This window comes from Paenibacillus sp. FSL M7-1046 (assembly GCF_038007405.1).
Lineage (GTDB): Bacteria > Bacillota > Bacilli > Paenibacillales > Paenibacillaceae > Paenibacillus_AQ.
Genome location: NZ_JBBOXB010000001.1, coordinates 4,945,654 through 4,968,029 on the forward strand (window position 1 = coordinate 4,945,654; position 22,376 = coordinate 4,968,029).

General features: G+C 51.2%; 23 protein-coding genes. 22 read left to right on the top strand and 1 reads right to left on the bottom strand.

The window, feature by feature from the left end:
- Positions 1–72: 72 nt before the first annotated feature.
- Positions 73–942 carry a YitT family protein gene (locus NYE29_RS21820; RefSeq protein ID WP_340897446.1) on the bottom strand — a complete coding sequence of 290 codons (870 nt, stop codon included), beginning with the start codon at positions 940–942 and terminating at the stop codon, positions 73–75.
- Between the two features lie 159 nt (positions 943–1,101).
- Here NYE29_RS21820 and NYE29_RS21825 point away from each other — a divergent pair, with 159 nt between their 5' ends.
- From NYE29_RS21825 to NYE29_RS21930, 22 genes are all read left to right on the top strand, one after another.
- A complete protein-coding gene (locus NYE29_RS21825; RefSeq protein ID WP_038594447.1) occupies positions 1,102–1,431 on the top strand; it encodes a nucleotide pyrophosphohydrolase in 330 nt (109 codons plus the stop codon).
- A gap of 59 nt (positions 1,432–1,490) precedes the next feature.
- Positions 1,491–2,012, top strand: a complete 522-nt coding sequence (locus NYE29_RS21830; protein ID WP_340897447.1) for a tetratricopeptide repeat protein — start codon at positions 1,491–1,493, stop codon at positions 2,010–2,012.
- 34 nt (positions 2,013–2,046) lie between these two features.
- A complete protein-coding gene (gene dapB, locus NYE29_RS21835) occupies positions 2,047–2,850 on the top strand; it encodes a 4-hydroxy-tetrahydrodipicolinate reductase (protein ID WP_076109837.1) in 804 nt (267 codons plus the stop codon).
- 17 nt (positions 2,851–2,867) lie between these two features.
- Positions 2,868–3,290, top strand: coding sequence for a methylglyoxal synthase (gene mgsA, locus NYE29_RS21840; protein WP_076109836.1), 423 nt, complete (start codon positions 2,868–2,870; stop codon positions 3,288–3,290).
- Positions 3,290–3,994, top strand: a complete 705-nt coding sequence (gene bshB1 / locus NYE29_RS21845; RefSeq protein ID WP_340897448.1) for a bacillithiol biosynthesis deacetylase BshB1 — start codon at positions 3,290–3,292, stop codon at positions 3,992–3,994. Before mgsA ends, bshB1 begins: the two co-directional genes overlap by 1 nt.
- A gap of 97 nt (positions 3,995–4,091) precedes the next feature.
- The gene (bshA, locus tag NYE29_RS21850) at positions 4,092–5,249 is read left to right on the top strand and encodes an N-acetyl-alpha-D-glucosaminyl L-malate synthase BshA (protein WP_076109834.1); all 1,158 of its coding nucleotides are present in this window, start codon (positions 4,092–4,094) and stop codon (positions 5,247–5,249) included.
- 10 nt (positions 5,250–5,259) lie between these two features.
- Positions 5,260–6,693: a CCA tRNA nucleotidyltransferase gene (locus NYE29_RS21855; protein WP_340897449.1), complete on the top strand. Its 1,434-nt coding sequence runs from the start codon at positions 5,260–5,262 to the stop codon at positions 6,691–6,693.
- On the top strand, positions 6,686–7,489 hold the full coding sequence (locus NYE29_RS21860; RefSeq protein WP_340897450.1) for a biotin--[acetyl-CoA-carboxylase] ligase: 804 nt from the start codon (positions 6,686–6,688) through the stop codon (positions 7,487–7,489). Before NYE29_RS21855 ends, NYE29_RS21860 begins: the two co-directional genes overlap by 8 nt.
- 322 nt (positions 7,490–7,811) lie before the next feature.
- On the top strand, positions 7,812–8,678 hold the full coding sequence (panB, locus tag NYE29_RS21865; protein WP_076109831.1) for a 3-methyl-2-oxobutanoate hydroxymethyltransferase: 867 nt from the start codon (positions 7,812–7,814) through the stop codon (positions 8,676–8,678).
- Position 8,679: 1 nt separating this feature from the next.
- Positions 8,680–9,570 carry a pantoate--beta-alanine ligase gene (gene panC, locus NYE29_RS21870; protein WP_076109830.1) on the top strand — a complete coding sequence of 297 codons (891 nt, stop codon included), beginning with the start codon at positions 8,680–8,682 and terminating at the stop codon, positions 9,568–9,570.
- Positions 9,563–9,946 (top strand): aspartate 1-decarboxylase, encoded by a 384-nt coding sequence (gene panD, locus NYE29_RS21875; protein WP_038594422.1) that lies wholly within the window; start codon positions 9,563–9,565, stop codon positions 9,944–9,946. Before panC ends, panD begins: the two co-directional genes overlap by 8 nt.
- Positions 9,947–10,059: 113 nt before the next feature.
- On the top strand, positions 10,060–10,701 hold the full coding sequence (locus tag NYE29_RS21880; RefSeq protein ID WP_340897451.1) for a hypothetical protein: 642 nt from the start codon (positions 10,060–10,062) through the stop codon (positions 10,699–10,701).
- A gap of 116 nt (positions 10,702–10,817) precedes the next feature.
- Positions 10,818–13,679, top strand: a complete 2,862-nt coding sequence (dinG, locus tag NYE29_RS21885; protein ID WP_340897452.1) for an ATP-dependent DNA helicase DinG — start codon at positions 10,818–10,820, stop codon at positions 13,677–13,679.
- A gap of 13 nt (positions 13,680–13,692) precedes the next feature.
- On the top strand, positions 13,693–14,460 hold the full coding sequence (locus NYE29_RS21890; RefSeq protein ID WP_340897453.1) for a redox-sensing transcriptional repressor Rex: 768 nt from the start codon (positions 13,693–13,695) through the stop codon (positions 14,458–14,460).
- Entirely contained in the window at positions 14,447–15,748 is a 1,302-nt protein-coding gene (locus tag NYE29_RS21895) for an amidohydrolase (RefSeq protein WP_076109826.1), read from the top strand. The genes NYE29_RS21890 and NYE29_RS21895 overlap by 14 nt, the downstream gene beginning before the upstream one ends.
- A gap of 61 nt (positions 15,749–15,809) precedes the next feature.
- Positions 15,810–16,328: a cell wall elongation regulator TseB-like domain-containing protein gene (locus NYE29_RS21900; protein WP_340897454.1), complete on the top strand. Its 519-nt coding sequence runs from the start codon at positions 15,810–15,812 to the stop codon at positions 16,326–16,328.
- A gap of 183 nt (positions 16,329–16,511) precedes the next feature.
- Positions 16,512–17,582 carry a hypothetical protein gene (locus tag NYE29_RS21905; protein WP_340897455.1) on the top strand — a complete coding sequence of 357 codons (1,071 nt, stop codon included), beginning with the start codon at positions 16,512–16,514 and terminating at the stop codon, positions 17,580–17,582.
- Between the two features lie 26 nt (positions 17,583–17,608).
- Entirely contained in the window at positions 17,609–17,794 is a 186-nt protein-coding gene (locus tag NYE29_RS21910; RefSeq protein ID WP_076109824.1) for a hypothetical protein, read from the top strand.
- A 333-nt stretch (positions 17,795–18,127) separates the two neighbouring features.
- On the top strand, positions 18,128–18,670 hold the full coding sequence (locus tag NYE29_RS21915; RefSeq protein ID WP_340897456.1) for a hypothetical protein: 543 nt from the start codon (positions 18,128–18,130) through the stop codon (positions 18,668–18,670).
- Positions 18,663–20,165: an AAA family ATPase gene (locus NYE29_RS21920; RefSeq protein ID WP_038594398.1), complete on the top strand. Its 1,503-nt coding sequence runs from the start codon at positions 18,663–18,665 to the stop codon at positions 20,163–20,165. Before NYE29_RS21915 ends, NYE29_RS21920 begins: the two co-directional genes overlap by 8 nt.
- Positions 20,166–20,297: 132 nt before the next feature.
- Positions 20,298–21,170, top strand: coding sequence for a 3-hydroxyacyl-CoA dehydrogenase family protein (locus NYE29_RS21925; RefSeq protein WP_038594395.1), 873 nt, complete (start codon positions 20,298–20,300; stop codon positions 21,168–21,170).
- Positions 21,167–22,375 carry an acetate/propionate family kinase gene (locus tag NYE29_RS21930; protein ID WP_038594392.1) on the top strand — a complete coding sequence of 403 codons (1,209 nt, stop codon included), beginning with the start codon at positions 21,167–21,169 and terminating at the stop codon, positions 22,373–22,375. The genes NYE29_RS21925 and NYE29_RS21930 overlap by 4 nt, the downstream gene beginning before the upstream one ends.
- Position 22,376: the final 1 nt, after the last annotated feature.

The following is a 22,376-nucleotide window of genomic DNA, read 5'->3' on the forward strand; positions in this document are numbered from 1 at the left end:
ATCGTGTGATGATGGCAGGGAAAGCCTTTTTTTGTCCACCCTATTAATGATGAATCACGCTGATTCATGGATTTAGGTTTGCCGGAAGCCTTCCCCCTGCACATCATGCACATCGCTGATGATCACAAACGCCGTGGGGTCGATGGATTTCACCAGCTGGCTGAGGCGGCGGATCTCCTGGCGGGAGACGACACAGTACACCATGTGCTTCGCCTGCTTGGAGTAAGCGCCGATAGCAGGGATAAGCGTTACGCCCCTGTCCATCTCTGCTGTGATAAGATCGGCAATTTGCGGGGCGTCATCGCTGATAATGGTGAAGGCTTTGGCGGCATACGCACCTTCCTGTATAAAATCAATGACCCGCGAAGAAATAAAGACGGCGACCAGGGTATACAATATTTTTTCCCGGGGTATGTAGAGCAGGGAGGCGCCAATGATGATAATGTCGACAGCCAGAATAATCTGTCCCATGCTCCAGCCGAACTTGCGGGCAAGAATTCTGGCTACGATATCGACACCGCCGGTGGTCCCGCCGTAACGGAAGACGATCCCAAGTCCCGCGCCAAGCGTCACCCCTGCATATAATGAAGCAAGAATGAAATCATGCTCGGTGCTGAACGGGATAAGCCAGCCGCCAGCAATCAGCCGTTCAAATACCCAGAGGAAAAAGGTCAACAAACCGATTCCTATACCTGTATAAAAAATCTGGTTTGAGCCGAGCACTTTCCAGCCGAGCAGGAACAGCGGAAGGTTAAGCAGTAATGTAGTCAGGAATATGGGAAGGTCAAAGGCGTAATTCAGCAGGATGGTAATCCCGGTTACCCCGCCTTCCATCAGCTGGTTGGGCACTATAAAATAGAGGAGCCCAAATGCATAGATTGCGGCACCGAGCATAATGGGAGCTACTGTTTTCCCGATCGCGAACAATTTGGATGATTTCATATAATCCCTCGCCTAAGCCTCTTAATGGGCAGTTTGTACTAACATTGCTTTCATGGGGTGAAGCTGTAAATTTAAAAAAGATTTGTCTTCAAAACGTCTTTACGATAACATAGGGGCAAACAGAAGGCAAGAACTCTCAGGGGGGCGAAGAAACAAATTATGGATAAAAGTCTTGGTGATTTGCAGCGTGAAGTCGACGCGTACATCTCACAATTTAAAGAAGGTTACTTCAGCCCGCTGTCTATGCTGGCCCGAATGTCCGAGGAAGTGGGTGAATTGGCCCGTGAAGTAAACCATCAGTTCGGTGAGAAGCCGAAAAAATCCGACGAAGCGGAAAATTCCATTGAATTGGAGCTGGGAGATATTCTGTTCATTACGATCTGCTTCGCCAATTCTCTGGGCATCGATCTGACCGAAGCCCACAATAAAGTCATGCATAAGTTCAATACCCGCGATGCCGGGCGATGGACACTGAAAAACACCGATTAGGCTTCTATAACATATGCTGTACCAAACGAACGGGATTTAGCCGTTAGGATGGTGAGGATATGAATCATAATGATTTTGTAAAAGCGGCCTACCGCTCTATTCTGCGCAGCGATTTCGCCGAAGCGATACACTTCTTTGAGGCAGCTATAGCGGCCAGTCCGGATGATGCCGAGGTGAGATACCGCTGTTCCATTACCTATGCCCGCAGCGGGATGCTGGAGAAGGCGCTGGAGCATGCCCTGGCAGCGCTCAAGCTTGATAACGGCAAGCCTGAATACCGGCTGCATCTTCAGCATCTGCAGGCGCTACAGCTTGTCCAGGAAGCCAAAAGGCTGCTTGAAGATGAAACAGCAGGGACGAATAATCCGTATCATCCGATCACGCTGCTGAAAGAAGCGATTACGCTGGATCCACTATACGGGGATGCATATGTATGGCTCGCCATTGCGCACAGCCGGATGAACGAGCACTTGCAGGCCATCGCCGCGATGAAAGAGGTCATTTCCCTGCATCCGGATGATTCCGGTCTGCGGCAGCTCATGAAGGACCTTCAGAAATCATTGCAAAAATATATCCAATAAACATGGAACCAGTGAAAGCGAGGAGGAAATAAGGGTGAGCGACAAGATCAGAGTAATTGTCTCCGGAGCAGGAGGCAGAATGGGCAAAGAGGTAATAAAGCTGGTGCTGCAGGATGATGAACTGGAATTGGCTGCGGCTGTAGATCGATCGGCAGGCAGTATCGATGCCGGTCGTCTCGCGGGACTGGAAGAATGCGGAGTTAATGTTACATCGGACTTTGAGGCCGCCCTTGCACATAGCAACGGGGATGTGTTAGTTGATTTTACGACTCCTCAATCAGCCTTTGCTAATACGACACTCGCAATCAAATATGGGGTACGTCCGGTGATTGGTACTACCGGATTTACTCCCGAACAAATTAAGGAACTGGACAAGCAATGCCAGGATCAGGGAATCGGCGGGCTGATCGCACCTAACTTCTCCATCGGGGCCATCCTGCTTATGAAGTTTGCCGCCCAAGCTGCCAAGTATTTTCCACATCTCGAAATTATCGAGTATCATGGAGATCAGAAGCTGGATGCTCCATCGGGCACGGCAATCAAGACAGCAGAAATGATTTCTGAAGCGCGTGAGGAGCTGCGTCAAGGCAATCCTCAAGAAGAAGAAATTATTGAGGGCTCGCGCGGCGGCTACTACAACGGCTTCCGCATTCATAGCGTTCGCCTCCCCGGTGTGTTTGCCCAGGAGGAAGTAGTCTTCGGCGGTTTTGGGCAATCGCTTAAAATACGTCATGATTCCTACGAACGGGCTGGATACATGCCTGGAGTCAAGCTGGGTATCCAGAAAGTGATGGAGTACACAGGAATGATCTATGGTTTTGAGCACTTTATAGAATAGACAGGAGAGAAGAACACATGTTGAAGATTGCATTTATCGCACATGACCGGAAAAAAGATGAGATGGTGAATTTTGTAACCGCTTATGAGCATGTATTTACTGGACTTGAGATGTACTCTACAGGGACGACCGGCCAGCGGATTATGGACGCAACCAACCTTCAGATCCACCGCTACATGTCCGGTCCGCTGGGCGGAGACCAGCAGATCGGTTCGCTGGTGGCGCAGGATGAGCTGGATCTGATTATTTTCCTGCGTGATCCTTTGATGGCACAACCTCATGAGCCTGACATTACTGCCCTTCTGCGTTTATGTGACGTGTATGGCATTCCGGTAGCAACAAATATTGCTACTGCGGAAATTCTGGTCAAGGCGATTGACCGGGGCGATTTCGGCTGGCGGGAGCTGGTACATAAGTACAAGCCGGGTGTGGACGAATAATGAAGCTGGATATCCTAGTATTCGGCGCTCATGCCGATGATGCCGAGATCGGCATGGCTGGAACCATCGCCAAACATACTGCTGCCGGCCTGAAAGTGGGCCTATGCGATTTGACCGCAGCGGAAATGTCCTCGAACGGAACCGTGGAACGGCGCAAGCTGGAAGCTCAGCAGGCCGCTGATCTGCTCGGTGCCTCACTCCGCACGAATCTGGGGCTCCCTGACCGGGGACTCTATTTGACAGAGGAGCATCTCTCAGCGGTGACCTCGGAAATTCGCAAATTCGCACCGGACATCGTATTTGCACCTTATTGGGAAGACCGCCATCCTGACCATATTGCTTGCAGCAAGCTGGTGGAAGAGGCTGTGTTTAATGCCAAGCTGCGCAAATATATGCCGGACAAGCCTGCGGTAGCGGCACCGCTGCTTTATTTTTACTTCATTAACGATCTCGGACGGTGTGATCTTATCGTAGATGTAACTGCACAATACAGCATTAAAGAGCAGGCGCTATCCAGCTACCGTTCGCAATTCGAGAAAGCACCGGGTGAGGATGTAGTTTCGACCCCGCTTAATGAAGGCTATATCGAACGTGTTCGTTCGCGGGATATGCTGCTCGGACAGCGCAGGTTTATTCCTTATGCGGAGGGCTTCGCCAGTAAAGTGCCGCATGCCGTTGAAATGTTCACCACCGGAGGCCGTTAAACACAAAGCTTTATTTCAGCCCGATGAACAACTATAATTAACTCATGTCATTACTAAAAGTACTAACATAACATAAGTTTATCGAAGGGGCGGAGCTATGGACCGGCTAAAAATAGGCATCACTTGTTATCCGTCTCTTGGCGGCTCGGGTGTAGTGGCGACTGAACTGGGCAAGCTGTTGGCCGAGAAAGGCCATGAAGTCCATTTTATTACACACAGTATCCCGTTCCGGCTTGGTACGTTTCAGAAAAATATATTTTACCACGAGGTAGAGGTTAACGATTATTATGTCTTCCGTTATCCCCCCTACGATCTGGCGCTGGCTACTAAGATGGCTCAGGTCGCCAAGATGCAGGGGCTGGATTTATTACATGTCCATTATGCGGTGCCGCATGCGGTCTGCGCGTTCCTTGCCAAGCAGATGTTAGGCAATGACATCAAAGTGGTAACGACACTGCATGGTACCGATATTACTGTACTTGGCCAGGATGAATCGCTTAAGGATTTGATCCGTCTCGCCATCAATGAGAGTGATGCTGTGACGGCGGTGTCTCTGGATCTGATCAACGAGACACGGCGTGTGCTGGATATTACCCGCGATATTGACCTGACTTATAACTTTGTCGATAAACGCGTGTATTATCCGCGTGACGTGTCCGATCTGCGGGGGGATTTTGCTTCACCGAATGAGAAAATCCTGATGCATATCAGCAATTTCCGTCCAGTCAAACGTGTCGGTGATGTTGTTGATATCTTTGCCAAGGTGAGCCGTGAATTGCCCGCCAAGCTGCTGCTGGTGGGTGAAGGGCCCGATCTGCCGAAGATTCAGGCAAAGATCAATGAGATGGGTCTGGAAGACAAGGTTCGCTTTCTCGGTAAGCAGGATGATATTGCCCAGGTCATTTCATTGGCCGACCTCCTGCTGCTGCCTTCCGAGAAGGAAAGCTTTGGTCTTGTAGCCCTGGAAGCGATGGCATGCGGTGTGCCGACAATCGGCTCGCAGGCTGGCGGCATTCCCGAATTGATTCAGCATGGCAAAACCGGGTTCCTGGCTCCGATTGGCGATACGGCCGCCATGGCTAAATATGCCGTTCAGCTACTCTCGAATGAGGACATGATAGAGCAATTCAGAAGAGCTTGTCTGGAGCGGTCCTGCAACGATTTCAGCAGGGACATGATTACGAATCAATATGAGGATATTTATTACCGTGTGCTTGGGCGCAAGGTGCTCGGACTGGATAAAGTCAGGGGGTAAGGGGTGCTTCATGGAATGGAAAATGGCACCATCCGGCATGGCAGAGGCGGCAGGCAAAGTGATTGCCACCCTGCTTGCAGACGGCCGTGAGGCTTATTTTGTCGGCGGCTGCATCCGTGATGAGCTGCTGGGCAGACCGGTGCATGATATGGATCTTACAACTTCGGCACTGCCGGAAGAAGTAATGGCCATGTTCACACGTTGTGTCCCGACCGGGCTTGCACACGGCACGGTTACTGTATTGCAGGACGGATATAGCTTTGAAGTAACGACGTACCGGACGGAGAGCGGCTATGCCGATCACCGCCGCCCGGAGCACGTCTTTTTTGTAAGCGATGTGCAGGAGGACCTGCGGCGGCGCGATTTTACGATCAATGCCATCTGCTGCGGCCTGGATGGGCAGCTGGTCGATCCTTTTGGCGGAGCTGCTGACCTGAAGCATCGCCTGATCCGCTGTGTAGGCACGGCGGAGGAACGCTTTGACGAGGACGCGCTGCGCATGCTGCGCTGCGTGCGGTTCGCGTCTGTGCTGGACTTTGCCATCGCTAAGAATACGTGGCGGGGGCTGCTGCGCCAGCGTGACAAGCTGGCGCATATTGCCGTGGAGCGTCTCCGCGCGGAGCTGGAGCGCATGATAGAGGGGCCGCATCCCGCGCGCGGCCTCGGTCTTCTCGCGCGTAGCGGCCTGCTGCCGCGCGGCAAAGCCCCGTTCCCCTGGACCGGCAGTGACATGGCGGCAGCCGCCGCCCTGCTAGCCGGGATCGGGGAACTGCCCGGCGCCCTCCTGCGGTGGGCGCTCCTGCTGCATGCCCTGAAGACGCCGGCCGCTGAGGCCGACGACCTGATGCGGGCATGGACGTTCCCGGGGGCGACGCGCAGCGCCGTCACCTCGGTGCTGCGTGTCCGCGAAGCCTGGACCGCAGCGCTTGCAGAGGTGCCGCCGGAATCTCCGGGCGGCACCGAGGCGCTTCGGCGGCGCTGGATCGCCGCCGTGCTGGCCTTGGGCACGTCAGCCGCCGAAGGGTGGCTGACGCTGCTGGAGGCGGTGCCGGAGGCCGCCTCCTATCAGCAGCGTCTTGGCCTGGCCGAATCCGGGCCCGGAGCAGCTGTGCAGCTGGATGTGGCCATGTCAGGGTTAGGCAGCCGCTTGGCCGAGCAGGATGATCAATCAGAGCCTAAGACGGATAACGCCGCCGTGCAGCCATCTGGAGCGCCGGCGCTCTCCACGGGTCTCCTGCGGTCCTGGAGCGCATCAATGCCGCTGCAGACCTTGGCAGAGCTTGCGGTGACAGGCAATGAGCTGGCCGAAGCTTTGCAGAAACGTCCCGGCCCGTGGCTGGGAGAGCTGCTGCATGCGCTGCTGCAGGCTGTAGCGGCTGGAGATATTGCCAACGATAAACAATCATTGCTTCAGGAAGCAAAAAGGATGGATAACGATGAATAGCGATGAAACGCCGGGGCTTTCCGGGCTGAACAGAGATACTTTTGTTTCGGGCTGGAACCGAAGTGTACAGCGGCTGGAAACGGTGGTGTCTACGCAGGAGGAAGCCAAGAGGCTCGCCGAAAACGGCGCTCCGGAAGGAACGGCTATTATCGCCGAGGAACAGACCGGCGGCCGCGGGCGGATGGGCAGAAAGTGGCATTCGCCGCGCGGCAAGGGCATTTGGATGAGTGTGGTGCTGCGCCCTAATCTTCCGCTGTCACTGACGCCGCAGCTGACGCTGCTGGCTGGCGTGGCCGTCTGCCGCGCCATTCGCGAGATCAGCGGCGTGCAGGCCGGTATCAAATGGCCAAATGATCTGCTGGCAGGCGGACGCAAAATTTGCGGAATCCTGCTGGAATCTTCGCTCCGGGAAGGCGGGCTTCATTATTGCATCGCCGGAATCGGCATTGCGGTGAACTTGACGGAGGACGACTATCCGGATGATCTGCAAGGAGTCGGGACTTCGCTGCTGATCGAAGGGGGAGGCATTCCCGTTGACCGCCAGCAACTCACGGAAGCGGTGCTGGCCGAGCTGGAGTTTTTGTACACCCTTTACATAGAACGGGGCTTTAAGCCTGTTCGTGAGCTTTGGGAATCCATGTCGGTCACCTTGGGGCGCCAGGTGTACTTTAATACACCCGAGGGACGCAGCGAAGGCACTGCGGTCGGTTTGGATGACGGCGGCGGGCTGCTGCTGAGGGATGCTGCCGGGAATATTACCTGCATATTGTCAGGTGAAATAGAAATGATCCAGTGACAAGGGTTCCATGCCTTGTCACATTTTTTTGGTGTAATTAACTGCGGATTTTGTTATAATATGCTCAGAGACGGTATCGCAGGGTCGAGCTGTACTCATTCAAGCAAGCTATACAACAGCAATTTGCTTTTCGGATTCACCTTCATAACTGTATTTCCACGGTTACGTTGGATTCTGCTCTGAGCCGTAAGGACCGAGACAGAAGGGACGATCGCGAGTGACTCTTTTTTGCCCTTCGGACCTTTTTAGCGGACCATGCTAAAAGGTTTTTTTGTTTGCGCGTTTACGCGTATTTTAACTACGAAAAGGGGAATGGGAGCACATGGCAGACAAACATGCACTGAATATTGTGAAAATGAAAAAAATGAAAACGGACGGTGTGCCGCTGAGCATGCTGACCGCTTATGATTATCCTTCGGCCCTGCTGGCCGAAGAAGCGGGGATCGATCTGATTCTGGTCGGTGATTCGCTCGGGAATGTTGTACTGGGTTATGATACAACCCTTCCGGTAACGATTGACGATATGGTCTATCACACACGTTCCGTGGCGCGCGGTGCGCAGAATACGTTCATTGTGGCGGATATGCCGTTTATGACGTATCACGGCAGCATTGACGAGACGCTGCGCGGTGTGCGCAGACTGATGCAGGAAGGCCGGGCGCAAGCCGTTAAAATGGAAGGCGGGCTGGAAATCTGCGGGGCCGTATCTGCCGTTGTAGCGGCTGGTGTTCCGGTGCTCGGCCACATCGGTCTGACGCCGCAGTCGGTCAACATGATCGGCGGCTACCGGATTCAAGGCAAGGACGCGAAGGATGCGCAGCGGCTGATGGATGAGGCCAAAGGGCTTGAAGCTGCCGGGGCTTTCGGCATTGTGCTGGAACTGGTTACAGAAGAAGTAGCGGAGGCGATTTCCAAAGCGGTCAGCATTCCGACCATCGGGATCGGCGCAGGCCGTTACTGCGACGGACAAGTTTTGGTCTTCCACGATCTGCTGCAATATGCTTCACCTTACCGGGAGAAGCGCTTCGTCAAGACCTACGCTGATGTGGGCAGCCTGATCCGTGAGGGAATCGGCAGCTACGTACAGGAAGTGAAGAACCGTTCCTTCCCGGCGGAGAATCATGTATTTAATGCGGATGAAACTGTATTGGAATCTTTATACGGCGCTGCCGGAAAAGGAGCGAAATAAGATGAGAGTCGTTAGAACGATTGAACAGCTGCGTGAAGCGCTTGAATATATGCGTCAGGGCGGGCATACTCCCATCGGCTTTGTGCCGACCATGGGATACCTGCATGAGGGACATGCAAGCCTGCTGCGCCGGGCAGGGGAAATGAGCAGTACGGTAGTGATGAGCATTTTTGTTAATCCGCTGCAATTTGGGCCCAATGAGGACTTTTCCTCTTACCCGCGTGACGAGCAGCGTGATTTGGAGCTTGCGGAGCGTGAAGGAGCCGACATCGTATTTATTCCCGGTGTGGAAGAGATGTACCCGCAGCCGATCCGCACCCAGGTATCGGTCTCTTCGCTGACCACGCAGCTGTGCGGGGCATCCCGCCCGGGGCATTTTGATGGAGTCACCACAGTCGTAAGCAAGCTGTTCAATATGGTACAGCCCGATTACGCCTTTTTCGGACTCAAGGATGCCCAGCAAGTGGCGGTTCTGCGCCGGATGGTAGCTGACCTGAATATGAATGTTGAAATCGTGGCCTGCCCGATCATCCGTGAAGGCGACGGACTCGCGCTTAGCTCACGCAATGTGTATTTAAGTGCAGAGGAACGCAGCCAGGCTCTGGTATTGTCCCGTTCGCTGCGTGAAGTTCGCCAAGCCATGGAAGAAGGTAAGGTCCGGACGGTTGAAGATGCCCGGAAACTGCTGGTGTCAGTCATTTCAGCTTCTCCGCTTGCCGTCATTGATTATGCGGAAATATTGACCTTCCCGGGCCTGGAGACGCTAGATGGTGCTTCATTGCTGAGTGATGCTGACGGCGAAATCATTATTGCACTTGCCGTGAAGTTTGGCAGAACCCGTCTGATTGACAATAATGTATTTAATCCCAAGGAGGTTGCGACCCTTGTTTAGACATATGATGAAATCCAAAATACACCGGGCAACGGTTACCGAAGCCAATTTGAATTATGTGGGCAGTATCACCATCGACGAGAACCTGATGGAAGCAGCAGATTTGCTCGAGAACGAAAAGGTACAGATTGTCGACAACAATAACGGCTCCCGGCTGGAAACCTACGTCATTCCGGGACCACGCGGCAGCGGCGTCATTTGTCTGAACGGAGCGGCGGCCCGGCTTGTTCAGCCGGGGGATACTGTCATCATCATCTCCTACGCGATGCTGTCCGCCGAAGAACTGGCAGGGCATAAACCAACTGTAGTTTTTGTCGATGGCGAGAACAAGCCGGTGAAGCTGGCCGATCATGAGATTCATGCCACGATTGCTTAATCACCGGACCTAAGCCATGTAATCAATGGCAGGGATGAAGAGCCCCCCACTTGCGAAAAATGAAGGCAGGCAAGCTTAGGCTGATTTCATTTTCAGTAAGGGGGGGATGTCCCGTGTTTCAACAATTATTTGCTGAGATGAATAAGATGCTTCAGGAGATCGCCACGGATTACCCTACTTCGGAGGGTGCCCGCCGGGATGATCTTTTATGCAAGTACAATATGCTTCACCGGCTTAGTGATGAGGTTATGGACGAGTGGCTCGCCTTTGCCGAGAAGCTGAGTCAATTCCGGGAACACGCGGAATTTCCGCCACAGCCGGACGAAGAGATACCGCAGCAGGAAGCGCCAGAGCTTGCCATGGATTCTTTTGTCAGAGGGCAGGGCTACTACAAGCTGTTGATGTACCGGAAGTGTATTGATCAATTTAAGGAAGTTATTGCGCAGCACCCCGACAGTCTGGCGGCCCGCCTGTATTTGGCCATGGCCTATCTGCAGGAGGGCGACGGGGAGACCGCATGGGGGCATCTGGATCATATGCTTGCGCTGATTCGCGAGAACAAGCTGAAGGCGATGATCTACAATGCGCTGGGGTGTATCAGAGCTTCCCAGGAACGCTTCAATGAGGCAAGGGAGCTGTTCAGCCTTTCTCTGCTCCATGACCCGGCACTCCCGGAACCGAATGTCAATCTGGAGGTTTGCCGCAGGCGGGGAGGAAAGCTGCAATTCGGAAATCAGCTTGTTTCGCTTTTGTAATCATAGCCCACTCATTTAAGCGATGCATCCACTTCAACAAGCGGTGTGCATCGCCTTTTTTCGTAACTTCTGTTATGCTGATAAAGAGTCTCAAGTGAAAGGGAATAGAACTTATAATGAAATTTGCCGTGCTTGATTTTGAAACTACGGGAACCCAATCTGTGGGTGAGATCATCCAGGTTGGCCTTGCCATTATAGAAGAAGACCGGTCCATCTCCCGGGTGTATGGTTCTTACGTCAAGCCCGGAACACCGATTCCTCCTTTTATTACGGGCTTGACCGGCATCACCGATGAAGATGTGAAGGATGCGCCAGAGCTGGATGAGATGATGATGGAGCTCGTCCCGCTGCTTGACGATGTAGTGCTTGTTGGACATAATGTTGCTTTTGATTTCCATTTTTTGCAGAATGCTTTAGACCGCTGCGGCTATTTGCCGTTTCAGGGACGGATTCTGGATACGATCGATTTCCTTAAAATATGCTTTCCGTCCCTTACGACCTATCAGCTGGGTGCGGTAAGTAACCATTTTGGCATCACGCATGACCGTCCGCACCAGGCGGACAGTGACGCAGAAGCTACAGCGATTGTGTTGCTTAAATGTCTGGAAGAGCTGTATAGTTTGCCTCTGCTGACCATTCAGCGGCTTAACGAGCTGTTTGCCGATGAAGACAGTGACTTGGCCTGGTATTTTGACGGCCTGCTGCGGGAGCGCGAGATGGAGACCTTCCAGCCGGAAGGAGAGCTGAATTTTCACCGTCAGCTTGCACTGGCTGTAGGCGACTGGACTGAGCTGGCGCCTCCAAGAGAAGAAGGTGTTGGCAATCCTGTGGAGAATGTATCCTTTGAGGATTATATGGCCGAGGTAACCAAACGGCTTAAGGATACGCTTCCGCAATATGAAAGCCGGGAAGCCCAGGAGATCATGATTGGCGAAGTGAATACGGCCCTTCGGGAGGACAAGCACCTGCTGATCGAGGCAGGCACCGGCACCGGCAAATCGCTCGGTTATCTGCTGCCGGCCATTTATCAGAGCGTACGTACCGGGCAGAAGGTTATGGTCAGCACTCATACTATCAACCTTCAGGATCAGCTGCGCGAACGCGATATCCCGCTTCTGACCAGTGTTGTGCCTTTCCCGTTTAAGGCTGCGATATTCAAGGGGAGAGGGCACTATTTGTGTCTGCGCAAGTTTGAACATAAAATAAATAAAAAGGACTTCGTAAGTCCCCGGGAAGAAGCGCTTACGGCAGCGCAAATGATCGTATGGCTGACCCAGACGGAATCGGGTGACGATGAGGAGCTGAATTTGAGCGGTCGCGGCGGGGATTTCTGGGAGACGGTAGCCAGTGATACCGATTCCTGTCTGGGCCGTTCCTGTCCGTGGTTCCGCAAATGCTACTACCACCGGGCCAAACATGAAGCAGGGATTGCCGATGTGGTCATTACCAATCACTCTAAGCTATTCGCAGACGTCAAGGCCGGGCACCAGCTGCTTCCGGCTTATGAGCATCTTGTCATTGACGAGGCCCATCATTTGGAGGATGTGGCCGGCAAGCATCTGGGTATGCAAATGAAGTATTTCACGGTAGCTCATACGCTTACAAGGCTGTATAAAGACAGCCGCAGCGGCCAGCTGCCGGCACTGCGCCAGACTCTGCAGTCCTCGGGCAGTGAGCAGGCTTCGGAGTGGAGCGGCGTAATCGATAAAATCTATCCCGACCTGCTTACTGTAAAGGAAACTTGGGATACACTGAGCGACAAGCTGTTCGGCCTATTGCCCGAACGAAGCGATGCAGCGGCAGGTGAAGCTGGCCAGCTGGTCACACGCCTGCTTCCCGGCAGCAAGCCTAAAGATTGGGAAGAGCTGGCGGCGCTGGAGAATACGCTGCACTTAGCCTTGAGCGACATCATCCGCAGAGGTGACAAAATGCTCAGCGAGATGCGCGATACAGAGAGTCAGTCGTCTTCGGACAGCCTGGTGACCGATATCGGAGGCTTGTTCAAGGATTTGGCATCCATCCGGGAACAAATCCGCTTCTTTATGGGTCTCAGTGACGATAATATCGTGTACTGGATGGAAGGGAGCGGCAACTACCGGGGCAAGTCGCTTCAGCTATACGCCGTGCCTGTCGATGTAAGCAGCCAGCTCAAGGATCTGTTCTTCGACAAGAAGAAGAGCATAGTGCTGACCTCGGCCACGTTATCGGTCGACAAGTCCTTTCAGTTCATGATTGACAACCTTGGTCTTTCTGAAGCCTCAGAGCAAGGGCGTCTCATGACAGCGCTGCTGCCTTCACCGTTCAAGTACCGTGAACAGGCGCTGCTAGTCATCCCGCGCGATTTCCCCAGTGTTAAGGGCAGCGTAGGCGATGCGCGTTTTGTAGACAAGCTGGTGCATTCGCTGGCTGAAGCGGCGGCGGCGACCAAGGGGCGGATGCTGGTGCTGTTCACCTCCTATAAAATGCTGCGCCAGGTTTATGATCCGCTGAAAGAGGCCTTGGCTTCCCAGGACATTACGGTTCTGGGCCAGGGTGTGGAAGGAGGCAGCCGCAGCAAGCTGATCCGGCGTTTTCAGGACAGCTCTGCATCGGTATTGCTTGGAACAAGCAGTTTCTGGGAAGGAGTCGACATCCCTGGCGAGGCGCTGACCTGTCTTGCGATTGTAAGGCTGCCGTTTCAGCCGCCGAATCATCCGCTGGCCGAGGCAAAGGCGGAGCTTCTGCAGGCCCAGAAGAAGAATCCTTTTATGAAAATGTCTGTTCCACAAGCAGTGATCCGGTTCAAACAGGGTTTTGGACGATTGGTCCGCACTGCGCAGGACCGGGGAATTGTTATTGTATATGATACCAGGGTCATCGAAGCTTATTACGGGAAGTACTTCCTGTATTCACTCCCTGGTCCGAAGATGGAGCACATGCTTACCGATCAGATGGTTCCGCGGATTGCGGAATGGCTTGAAGAGGGCGGCGTTTCCTAATCTGTCATTGTTTATGAATTTTTCCATCTCTTTGTACCATAGGCTGTGTCCCGTTCGCGGAGCGGGCACTGCACGTGGTTGTCATACGATATCGCGTCAGTGCAATTCTAAATTAGGAGGAGAAAACATGAAATCGGATAAAATATCGGAGGCCGTCGTTCGCAGACTCCCAGTGTACCTGCGTTTCCTGAACGATCTCCAAAAGCGTGAAATCTCAACCGTTTCTTCTCAGGAACTCGGGCAGAAGCTGGACCTTAATCCGGCGCAGATTCGTAAGGATCTGGCCTATTTTGGTGATTTCGGCAGAAAAGGCATTGGATATGACGTGTCTTATCTCATCGAAAAGATCCGTCACATTTTGAAACTGGATCAACAAATCAATGTGGCCCTGGTAGGTGCCGGTAACCTCGGTCATGCCTTGTCCAATTACAATGCTTATCTGAAGGATACTATGAAAATCACCGCTGTATTTGATTCTTACGCTCCCAAGATTGGACAAAAGATCAACTCTCTTACGGTTCAGCCGATGGAAGAGCTGGGTCAGACCATCCGCGATCAGGGAATCCGGATCGGGATCATCACTGTACCGGACAGCGAAGCACAGAATGTGGCTGATATTCTGGTAGAATCGGGCATCGAGGCGATCCTGAATTTTGCACCGGTCATTCTGAAGACACCTGCAACCATCCGGATTCATGCTGCCGACTTTACGACTGACCTGCAAAGTCTGGCGTATTATTTACATGATGGAAAGGAAGGAATTACAGATGAGCAGCAATAAGATGGTAATTGCAAACGGACGTTTTCTGGTTCCCGGAAGCGAGAAGCCTGTCTTGAGCGGTTATATGACTATAGAAAATGATTTGATCACATACATAGGGGAAGAGAAGCCCGTTATTGAAGAAGGCACAGTGACGCTCGACGGCAGCCGGCTGCTGTTCATGCCGGGTCTGGTCAACACCCATGGCCATGCTGCGATGTCGCTGCTGCGCGGCTACGGGGATGATATGGTCCTTCAAGCCTGGCTGCAGGAGAAAATGTGGCCGATGGAGGAGAAGTTTACCGGAGATGATGTCTACTGGGGCACTTCCTTATCCGTTCTGGAGATGCTGAAAGGCGGCACAACCACCTTTTTGGATATGTATGATCATATGGACCGGGTGGCCGAGGTGGTCGAACATTCCGGTATCCGTGCGGTGCTGATGCGAGGTGTTATTGGTCTATGTCCTGAAGAGGTGCAGAACCAGAAGCTTGCGGAAGCTGTTGCGTTCGCCCGCAACTGGCACGGCAAGGCTGACGGCAGAATTACATCCATGATTTCACCGCATGCCCCGTATACTTGTCCTCCGGACTTTTTCATGCGGTTCGTGCAGGCGGCACATGACCTGGACCTGCCGATGCATACGCATATGTCGGAAACGCTGCGTGAAGTGGAGCAGAATGCCGCTGATTACGGCCTGCGTCCTGTAGCGCACCTGGAGAAGCTGGGGATGTTCACCCGCCCGTCCTTAATCGCCCATGGTGTCCACCTGAACGATGAGGAGATCGAAATCCTCGCCCGCCACAAGGTGGGTGTATCCCACAACCCGGGAAGTAACCTGAAGCTGGCCAGCGGGGTTGCACGGGTGCCTGAGCTGCTGAGAGCCGGAGTCAAAGTTTCGCTGGGTACGGACGGGGCGGCAAGCAACAATAATCTCGATATGTTCGAGGAAATGCGGCTTGCAGCACTGATCCATAAGGGAGTCAGCGGCGATCCTACCGCAGTTCCGGCACCGGAAGCGCTGCTGATGGCCACGCAATACGGGGCGGAATCGGTCTTCCTGAACCAGGTCGGACGTCTTGCAGCGGGGATGAAGGCTGATTTTATTGCAATTGATATCGACCAGCCTCATTTACTGCCGCATAGCGACTTGCTCTCCCACGCTGTGTATTCGGCCAGCGCCAAGGATGTAGAGCATGTCTGGGTGAACGGCAAGCAGGTTGTGAAGCATGGTCAGTGCCTGACGCTGGACGAGGAAAAAATCCGCCGCAAGGCGCAAGAAACTTTTGAAGGGCTGCTGAAGCGTTAATACGACTGCCGCCGCAGTTGAATTTATAACGTTTCATATATTAAGGAAAGGAAGCTGCATTTTGAGGAAAAGGAAAAAATGGCTTCTGCTGGGGATCGCTCTGTTTCTGCTCATTCTGTTCGGTCTAAGCCAATTTTATGCCTATATCATGAAGGACCAATGGAATGAACGCAGCGCGGCCAAAGAAGTTGCCAAGACCCGGGCGGGACTTACTGAGGTGTCCAAGGCGCAGAAATCGGTATGGGACGAAAATTCGGTGTACTGGGTGCTGACCGGGAAAAATGAAGCCGGAACGGATCTGATGGTGTGGGTAAGGTTCACCGTGGACGGTAAGCCGGCCGGGGGCGATAACGGAGTCTATGCGGAAGAGCTGGCCAAAGGAACCTCGGAGAAGCAAATCCGCTCCATTATAGCCTCCCAGCTGCCCGGCATCGATATTAAACGGCTGCTTCCGGGTGTATATAATGGGGAATACGCCTGGCAGCTTTTTTACAAGCAGGAAGGACGCTATTATTACAAGTTCTTCCGTTTTGCGGATGGTACAGCAATCGGTGATGGATATACTTTGCCGAGTAAGTAGAGGCAGGCTTGCAATAACAAAAAAAGCGGACAAAGCGGACAGCGCTGGTCCGCTTTTTTTGCTTTAAGGCGGTTTTTTATAAAGGATAACTCTGACATTTTGTAAAATTTATATTATCATTGGAATGAAACAGTGATTCTGAGGATTAAATTACATGTTCCTTGAACAGGTGGAGAGATACGTTTGAAAACGATGATGAGGCTTTACCAGGAAGGCAGAACGGACTACCAATCTACCTTTTTTGATTTGATAAACGGGGATACGGAGACCAAACAAACGAAAGGGCTTGCCTACCTTTTTTCAAGGTATCCAAAGTTGATCCGGTTGCTGCTAAGAGAGTTAAACCGCCGGAACCCCGGGGACACTCCGGCTTTCAAAGAAGATTATGATTTTGTTCAGGTGGACGCAGAAATGCTTGCGGCAGGAGTACATAAAATAAGGCGCGATATTACGTTGTCCTTGTTCCAGGGAAACCGCAAAAAACTGGTTATTGTGATCGAAGCAAAGAGCGCAGGGCTGTATGCAAAAGCTCAGGAAGTGTGCAGCCAGCTTGCCGCCTATTTGGATCCGAACAATTTTCCCCATGATGCGGGTGTGCCAGTCTATGGCGTCACCTTAACTAAATACAAGCTGATATATGATACTGGTTATCAATTTTTAAGTCTGCAATGGACAGATATCGTCGAACTGATCAATGAGATGATTAGAAGTGAGAAAAAATCGGGCGAAGATACCATCATTGCCAAGCGATATATTGATTTTATTCATGGGGTGGCGAAGGGCATGAAGTATTATGAGGTAGAGGTATTATCCGTTTCGGCTGGTAAAACGCATGAGCTGACTTATAAACATTGTATTCACGCTTGTCCGAACAGTGCAAAAGGGTATATTTACAAAACACCATTGTTTATCACTTTTCGTTCCGGCGGGGGCGGAGAAATGCATTGCCTGTACAAAATTGATGATATCGTGGTTCTTGATCCATTCACTCCATCGCTGGATGCGGTTCTTGAGGGGATTCAGCATGAGCTGGCTGCCAGAATCAAGACTTACATAACGGAGAGAATTCAGGGGGGCTATGGATTTAATCATCCAGGAGAAATGTACCGATTCTATGATCTTAGCCGGACTGACCTTATTCTGCTGCAGCATCGTCCCAAACCGGAGAAGAACGCCATGGGTGCAAGATATTACACACTGGCTGAACTCTTGAAAGGCGAGAAAATTGTAAAAAATGTAACAAGCAGTAGATAATAATTAGTTGATGATGGGGGAAGGGCATGGATTCTTTAACGTTAACGGTGTATGTGGTTTCTCTAGCAGTTGGCTTGGCAGCTGTGAAATATGGGAGAAAGAACAAAAGGAGAAAGCTGGTGGTTCTTGGCTTTATTATCCTTTCCTTTGAAATAGTCTTGCCAGTCCTTTCATTTGCCGCCGGATTTATGGATGCTGTGGGTGTTTATTGATGATAAGGAGTACATAAAGAAGTATATACAAATAACAATATCGATGTCAGGAGAAATTAATACATCAGTAGAATAGAAAAGGGCCTGAATGGATTAATCATTCAGGCCCTTTTTGCCGATAAAGGAGCAAAAATAGATGGGAATGCCCAGAAATTAGTATCAAAAATTTTAAATATATTCACACTTTCGTGCGAAATCGTATATACACCTGTGATATACTTCTATTTGTATTAAGACATGCTTAAGAGCATGTCAGTCTCGGATGAGCGCTAGACACGCTATTTATTGCAATTCATATATTTAGGTTTGGTCAACTTGAGAGGAGGACGTTTCTTGAAATTGCGTCTTGTGCCTGTACTGCTAACGTCTCTGTTGTCTGCTGCACTGCTCTTTGGCAGCTTTTATGCTTATCGTCAATTTGCGGTCCATGAGCCGCTTGATAAGATAGTATCGGCTTATGAAGGTGTTAATCATTCACATATTACTATTAACCGCAATGAGGTAACCTTGAAACTGGATTTGAAACCTGGTACGAAATTGCGCGAGCTGGTGCAATACGTGAACACTGAAGGCAAGTCCGCTATTAATGGACGGGCGCTTAAGCTGGATGTTGATCAGCACTCCAGTGAACTGCTGGACGAATATTGGGATAAAGCCATGTTCTCAGTCGCAGAAGCAATGGAAAGCAAAAAGTATACACTAATACCTGCTAAACTAGATGGATTGAAAGAGCAATTCCAGGAATACAAGAATGTAACAGCGACAACTGAAATTGATGACAACAACGTCTATGTGAGCCTGAGCAACGGTGAAGAGAGCAAGTTCATCATTTTACCGCGTGCAGCGGCAACGATGGGAGTGTGGAACAATGCCTAAGTGGTGGAAAGAGATTGTAGCCGGATTTGTTCCGGTCCTGCTGATATTTATGGCTTTTGTGGGCATTAACATTATTCCTGTAATCATTGCAGCCGGTATGGTTTGTGCACTCCTGGTGATCGCCCATTTGCGAGGCGGGTTGACAGTGAATGCGGGCGGGGACAAGAAACGTAAGAAGAATGGCCCTTCCAAACTAACCTTTGAAGAAATCGGCGGTCAGGATAACGCGAAGCAGGAGTTGCGGGAAGCGCTTGATTTCCTGATCCGGCATGAAGAAATCAGCAAGTTCGGGATTCGTCCGCTTAAAGGGATCTTGCTTACAGGCCCTCCGGGAACCGGTAAAACGCTGATGGCCAAGGCTGCGGCGCATTATACCAATTCTGTGTTCGTTGCCGCTTCAGGCAGTGAATTCGTGGAAATGTACGTCGGTGTCGGTGCCGGACGTGTCCGTGACTTGTTCAAGGATGCCCGGACCCGTGCAGTGAAAGAGAATAAACAAAGCGCCATTATCTTTATTGATGAAATTGATGTTATCGGCGGCAAACGCGAGGGCGGCCAGCAGCGTGAATACGATCAGACGCTTAATCAGCTGCTGACCGAGATGGACGGGATCTATAACAATGATACACCGCGCATTCTGCTTGTTGCGGCAACAAACCGCAAGGAAATGCTGGATTCAGCGCTGCTGCGTCCCGGCCGCTTTGACCGTCATATCCAGGTGGATATGCCTGACAAGAAGGGCCGCAAATCAATCCTCGATCTGCATGCCAAGAATAAGCCGCTGCATGCTGAGGTGAATTTAGACAAGATCGCCGAGGAAGCCTACGGTTTCTCCGGTGCACAGCTGGAGAGCGTCATGAACGAAGCGGCGATTTATATGATGCGCGAGAATCTGACCGAAGTCGAGCAGCGCCATCTGGCGATGGCGATCGACAAGGTGATGATGGGCGAGAAGACTGACCGTGAAACCAATCATGAAGAGAAACAGCGGGTGGCCATCCATGAGCTTGGACATGCTATTATGGCGGAGCTGCTGCGTCCGGGCAGCGTCAGCCAAGTTACCTTGACTCCGCGTGGACAAGCACTTGGTTATGTACGTCACAACCCGCAAACCGAGCAGTATTTGTATACCAAGGATTATCTGGAGAATCAGATTATGATCGCGCTTGGCGGAGCAGCTTCCGAGGAGATGTATTATGGGGGCCGCAGCACAGGTTCACGCGGCGATTTCGATCAGGCACTTAATATTGTCGAGACCATGATGAAGTCGGGACTCACGTCACTTGGGATCGCCAACTTGGAAATGGTAACTACAGAAGAGCTGATGAAGGAAAATAGCAAGATTCTGGATGAGCTCATGGTTCGTACCCGTGACCTGCTCCAGAAGCAAAGAAATGTATTTGATTACTCTCTTGACATTTTAATGAAGGAAGAAGTCCTCTCCGGAGAGCAATTTCGTTGTCAATTTCGTGACAGTGTCCTTTTACCGGCATAATTCTTTATGCCGGTTATTTTTTTTTACTTTTCAGACATGCTAAGATATTATTATATGTCGGGCTACATATTTTTTACGACAGACAAGGTACAATACAAAAGTATAGATACCTGAAAGGATGGAGACTTTTTTATGAATTTTAAAAAAATAGGTGTCATCGGCGGTGGCACAATGGGACAAGGGATTGCTGAAATGCTGGCAGCCAAGGGTCTTGATGTAATGCTGGTGGAGAAAAACACAGAAAGACTGGAATACTCCTACGAAATGATCGAGACAAGTCTTGATAAGCAATTGGAGAAATGGGCGATTACCCAAGCAGAAAAGAAACTGATTCTTAGCCGCATCCAAAAAGTGACACATTTCGCCGAGCTCAGCTCGTGTGATATGGTCATCGAAACAATTACGGAAGATCTGGAAGCTAAGCAAAAAGTATTTAATCAGCTCGACCAAGTGTGTCCGAGCCACATTATTCTTGCCAGCAACACGTCAACGCTCAGCTTGACGGAGCTTGCCAGCTCTACAATGTACCCGGAACGCGTAATCGGCATGCATTTTATACATCCGGTAGGTAAGGTGGATCTTGTGGAGATTGTACGTGGACTGAAGACATCTGACAGTACCTTTGAAGATACCAAAGCTTTTGTTGACGAAGTCGTTGAGAAAAAAGGCGTAATGATTTATGAATCCCCAGGATTTGTTACTTCGCGCCTCATTTGCTTGTTCATTAACGAAGCTATGCATGTTCTGCAGGAAGGTGTCGCTTCCCCAGAGGATATTGACGACGCAATGCGCATCGGTTATCAGTTCCAGTATGGACCGCTTGAAATGGCTGACCGTTTCGGTCTGGATTCGATTCTTGCCGCACTGGATAACATGTTCCGTGAGTATGGGGAACTGAAATACCGTCCATCGACTATTCTTAAGAAGATGGTGCGTGCGGGACAACTGGGCATGAAATCGGGCGAAGGCTTCTTCAAGTATGACAAGGATGGTGACCGTGTATGAACGTATTAGTAATTAACTCAGGAAGTTCTTCTTTGAAATATCAGCTGTATAATATGACAGATGAATCTGTATTGGCCAAAGGGCTGGTAGAACGCATCGGGATGGATTCTTCCATTCTGAACCATAAGCCAACAGGCAAACCGGAAGTCACTGAAGTCAGTGAAATTCTGGAACACAATACCGCCATCCGCAAGGTTCTGGCTTGCCTGACAGACAGCGAGCATGGCGTAATCAGTTCGATCGAAGAAATTAATGCCGTAGGCCACCGTGTAGTTCACGGGGGAGAATTCTTCAAGGAATCCTCATTGGTTGATGGCGATGCCAAGTCGAAGATCCGTCAATTGTTCGACCTTGCTCCACTGCACAACCCGGCTGCTGTGATGGGGATTACGGCTACAGAAAAGAATATGCCCGGCGTTCCGCAGGTTGTTGTGTTTGATACAGCCTTCCACCAAACGATGCCTGAGAAGGCTTATATGTACGCTATCCCAAGAGTGCTTTACAACAAATACAAAGTCCGCCGCTACGGGGCACACGGCACCTCGCATGATTTTGTCAGCAAAGCTGCAGCGGAATATCTTGACCGTCCGCTCGAGGATCTGAAGATTATTACTTGTCACATCGGTAATGGTGCCAGTGTTACTGCGGTTAAAGGCGGAGTCTCTATTGATACTTCCATGGGGATGACACCACTGGAAGGTCTGATGATGGGAACACGCAGCGGTGATCTTGACCCGGCAATCGTTCCTTATGTGATGAACAAGGAAGAGCTGTCCGTAGGCGAAGTGAATTCCATGCTCAACAAACATAGTGGATTGCTGGCTATTTCTGGCATCAGCAGTGACATGCGTGATATTATTGATGGTGCAGAAAAAGGCGAGCCTAACTCTACGCTTGCTTTTGAAATGTATGAATACCGTCTGCGCAAATACATCGGTTCTTACGCAGCAGCAATGAACGGTGTGGATGTTATCGTGTTCACTGCCGGCGTGGGTGAGAATGCATCCCTGTTGCGCGAAAAAGTGCTGAATCAGCTTACGTTCCTCGGAATCGAACTGGATACAGAAGCCAATAAGGTTCGTTCCGGTGATCCGCGCCGCATCTCTACAGTTGATTCCAAGGTGCAGGTGCTTATAGTACCGACGAACGAAGAGCTTGTTATTGCACGCGATACCTATCGTATTGTGCAAGGGGTTAACGGCTAAA

Coding starts and splice junctions, on each gene's coding strand:
- NYE29_RS21820 (WP_340897446.1), bottom strand. CDS start 942: ATGAAATCATCCAAATTGTTCGCGATCGGGAAAACAGTAGCTCCCATT.
- NYE29_RS21825 (WP_038594447.1), top strand. CDS start 1,102: ATGGATAAAAGTCTTGGTGATTTGCAGCGTGAAGTCGACGCGTACATC.
- NYE29_RS21830 (WP_340897447.1), top strand. CDS start 1,491: ATGAATCATAATGATTTTGTAAAAGCGGCCTACCGCTCTATTCTGCGC.
- mgsA (WP_076109836.1), top strand. CDS start 2,868: ATGTTGAAGATTGCATTTATCGCACATGACCGGAAAAAAGATGAGATG.
- bshB1 (WP_340897448.1), top strand. CDS start 3,290: ATGAAGCTGGATATCCTAGTATTCGGCGCTCATGCCGATGATGCCGAG.
- bshA (WP_076109834.1), top strand. CDS start 4,092: ATGGACCGGCTAAAAATAGGCATCACTTGTTATCCGTCTCTTGGCGGC.
- NYE29_RS21855 (WP_340897449.1), top strand. CDS start 5,260: ATGGAATGGAAAATGGCACCATCCGGCATGGCAGAGGCGGCAGGCAAA.
- NYE29_RS21860 (WP_340897450.1), top strand. CDS start 6,686: ATGAATAGCGATGAAACGCCGGGGCTTTCCGGGCTGAACAGAGATACT.
- panB (WP_076109831.1), top strand. CDS start 7,812: ATGGCAGACAAACATGCACTGAATATTGTGAAAATGAAAAAAATGAAA.
- panC (WP_076109830.1), top strand. CDS start 8,680: ATGAGAGTCGTTAGAACGATTGAACAGCTGCGTGAAGCGCTTGAATAT.
- dinG (WP_340897452.1), top strand. CDS start 10,818: ATGAAATTTGCCGTGCTTGATTTTGAAACTACGGGAACCCAATCTGTG.
- NYE29_RS21890 (WP_340897453.1), top strand. CDS start 13,693: ATGAATTTTTCCATCTCTTTGTACCATAGGCTGTGTCCCGTTCGCGGA.
- NYE29_RS21895 (WP_076109826.1), top strand. CDS start 14,447: ATGAGCAGCAATAAGATGGTAATTGCAAACGGACGTTTTCTGGTTCCC.
- NYE29_RS21910 (WP_076109824.1), top strand. CDS start 17,609: ATGGATTCTTTAACGTTAACGGTGTATGTGGTTTCTCTAGCAGTTGGC.
- NYE29_RS21920 (WP_038594398.1), top strand. CDS start 18,663: ATGCCTAAGTGGTGGAAAGAGATTGTAGCCGGATTTGTTCCGGTCCTG.
- NYE29_RS21925 (WP_038594395.1), top strand. CDS start 20,298: ATGAATTTTAAAAAAATAGGTGTCATCGGCGGTGGCACAATGGGACAA.
- NYE29_RS21930 (WP_038594392.1), top strand. CDS start 21,167: ATGAACGTATTAGTAATTAACTCAGGAAGTTCTTCTTTGAAATATCAG.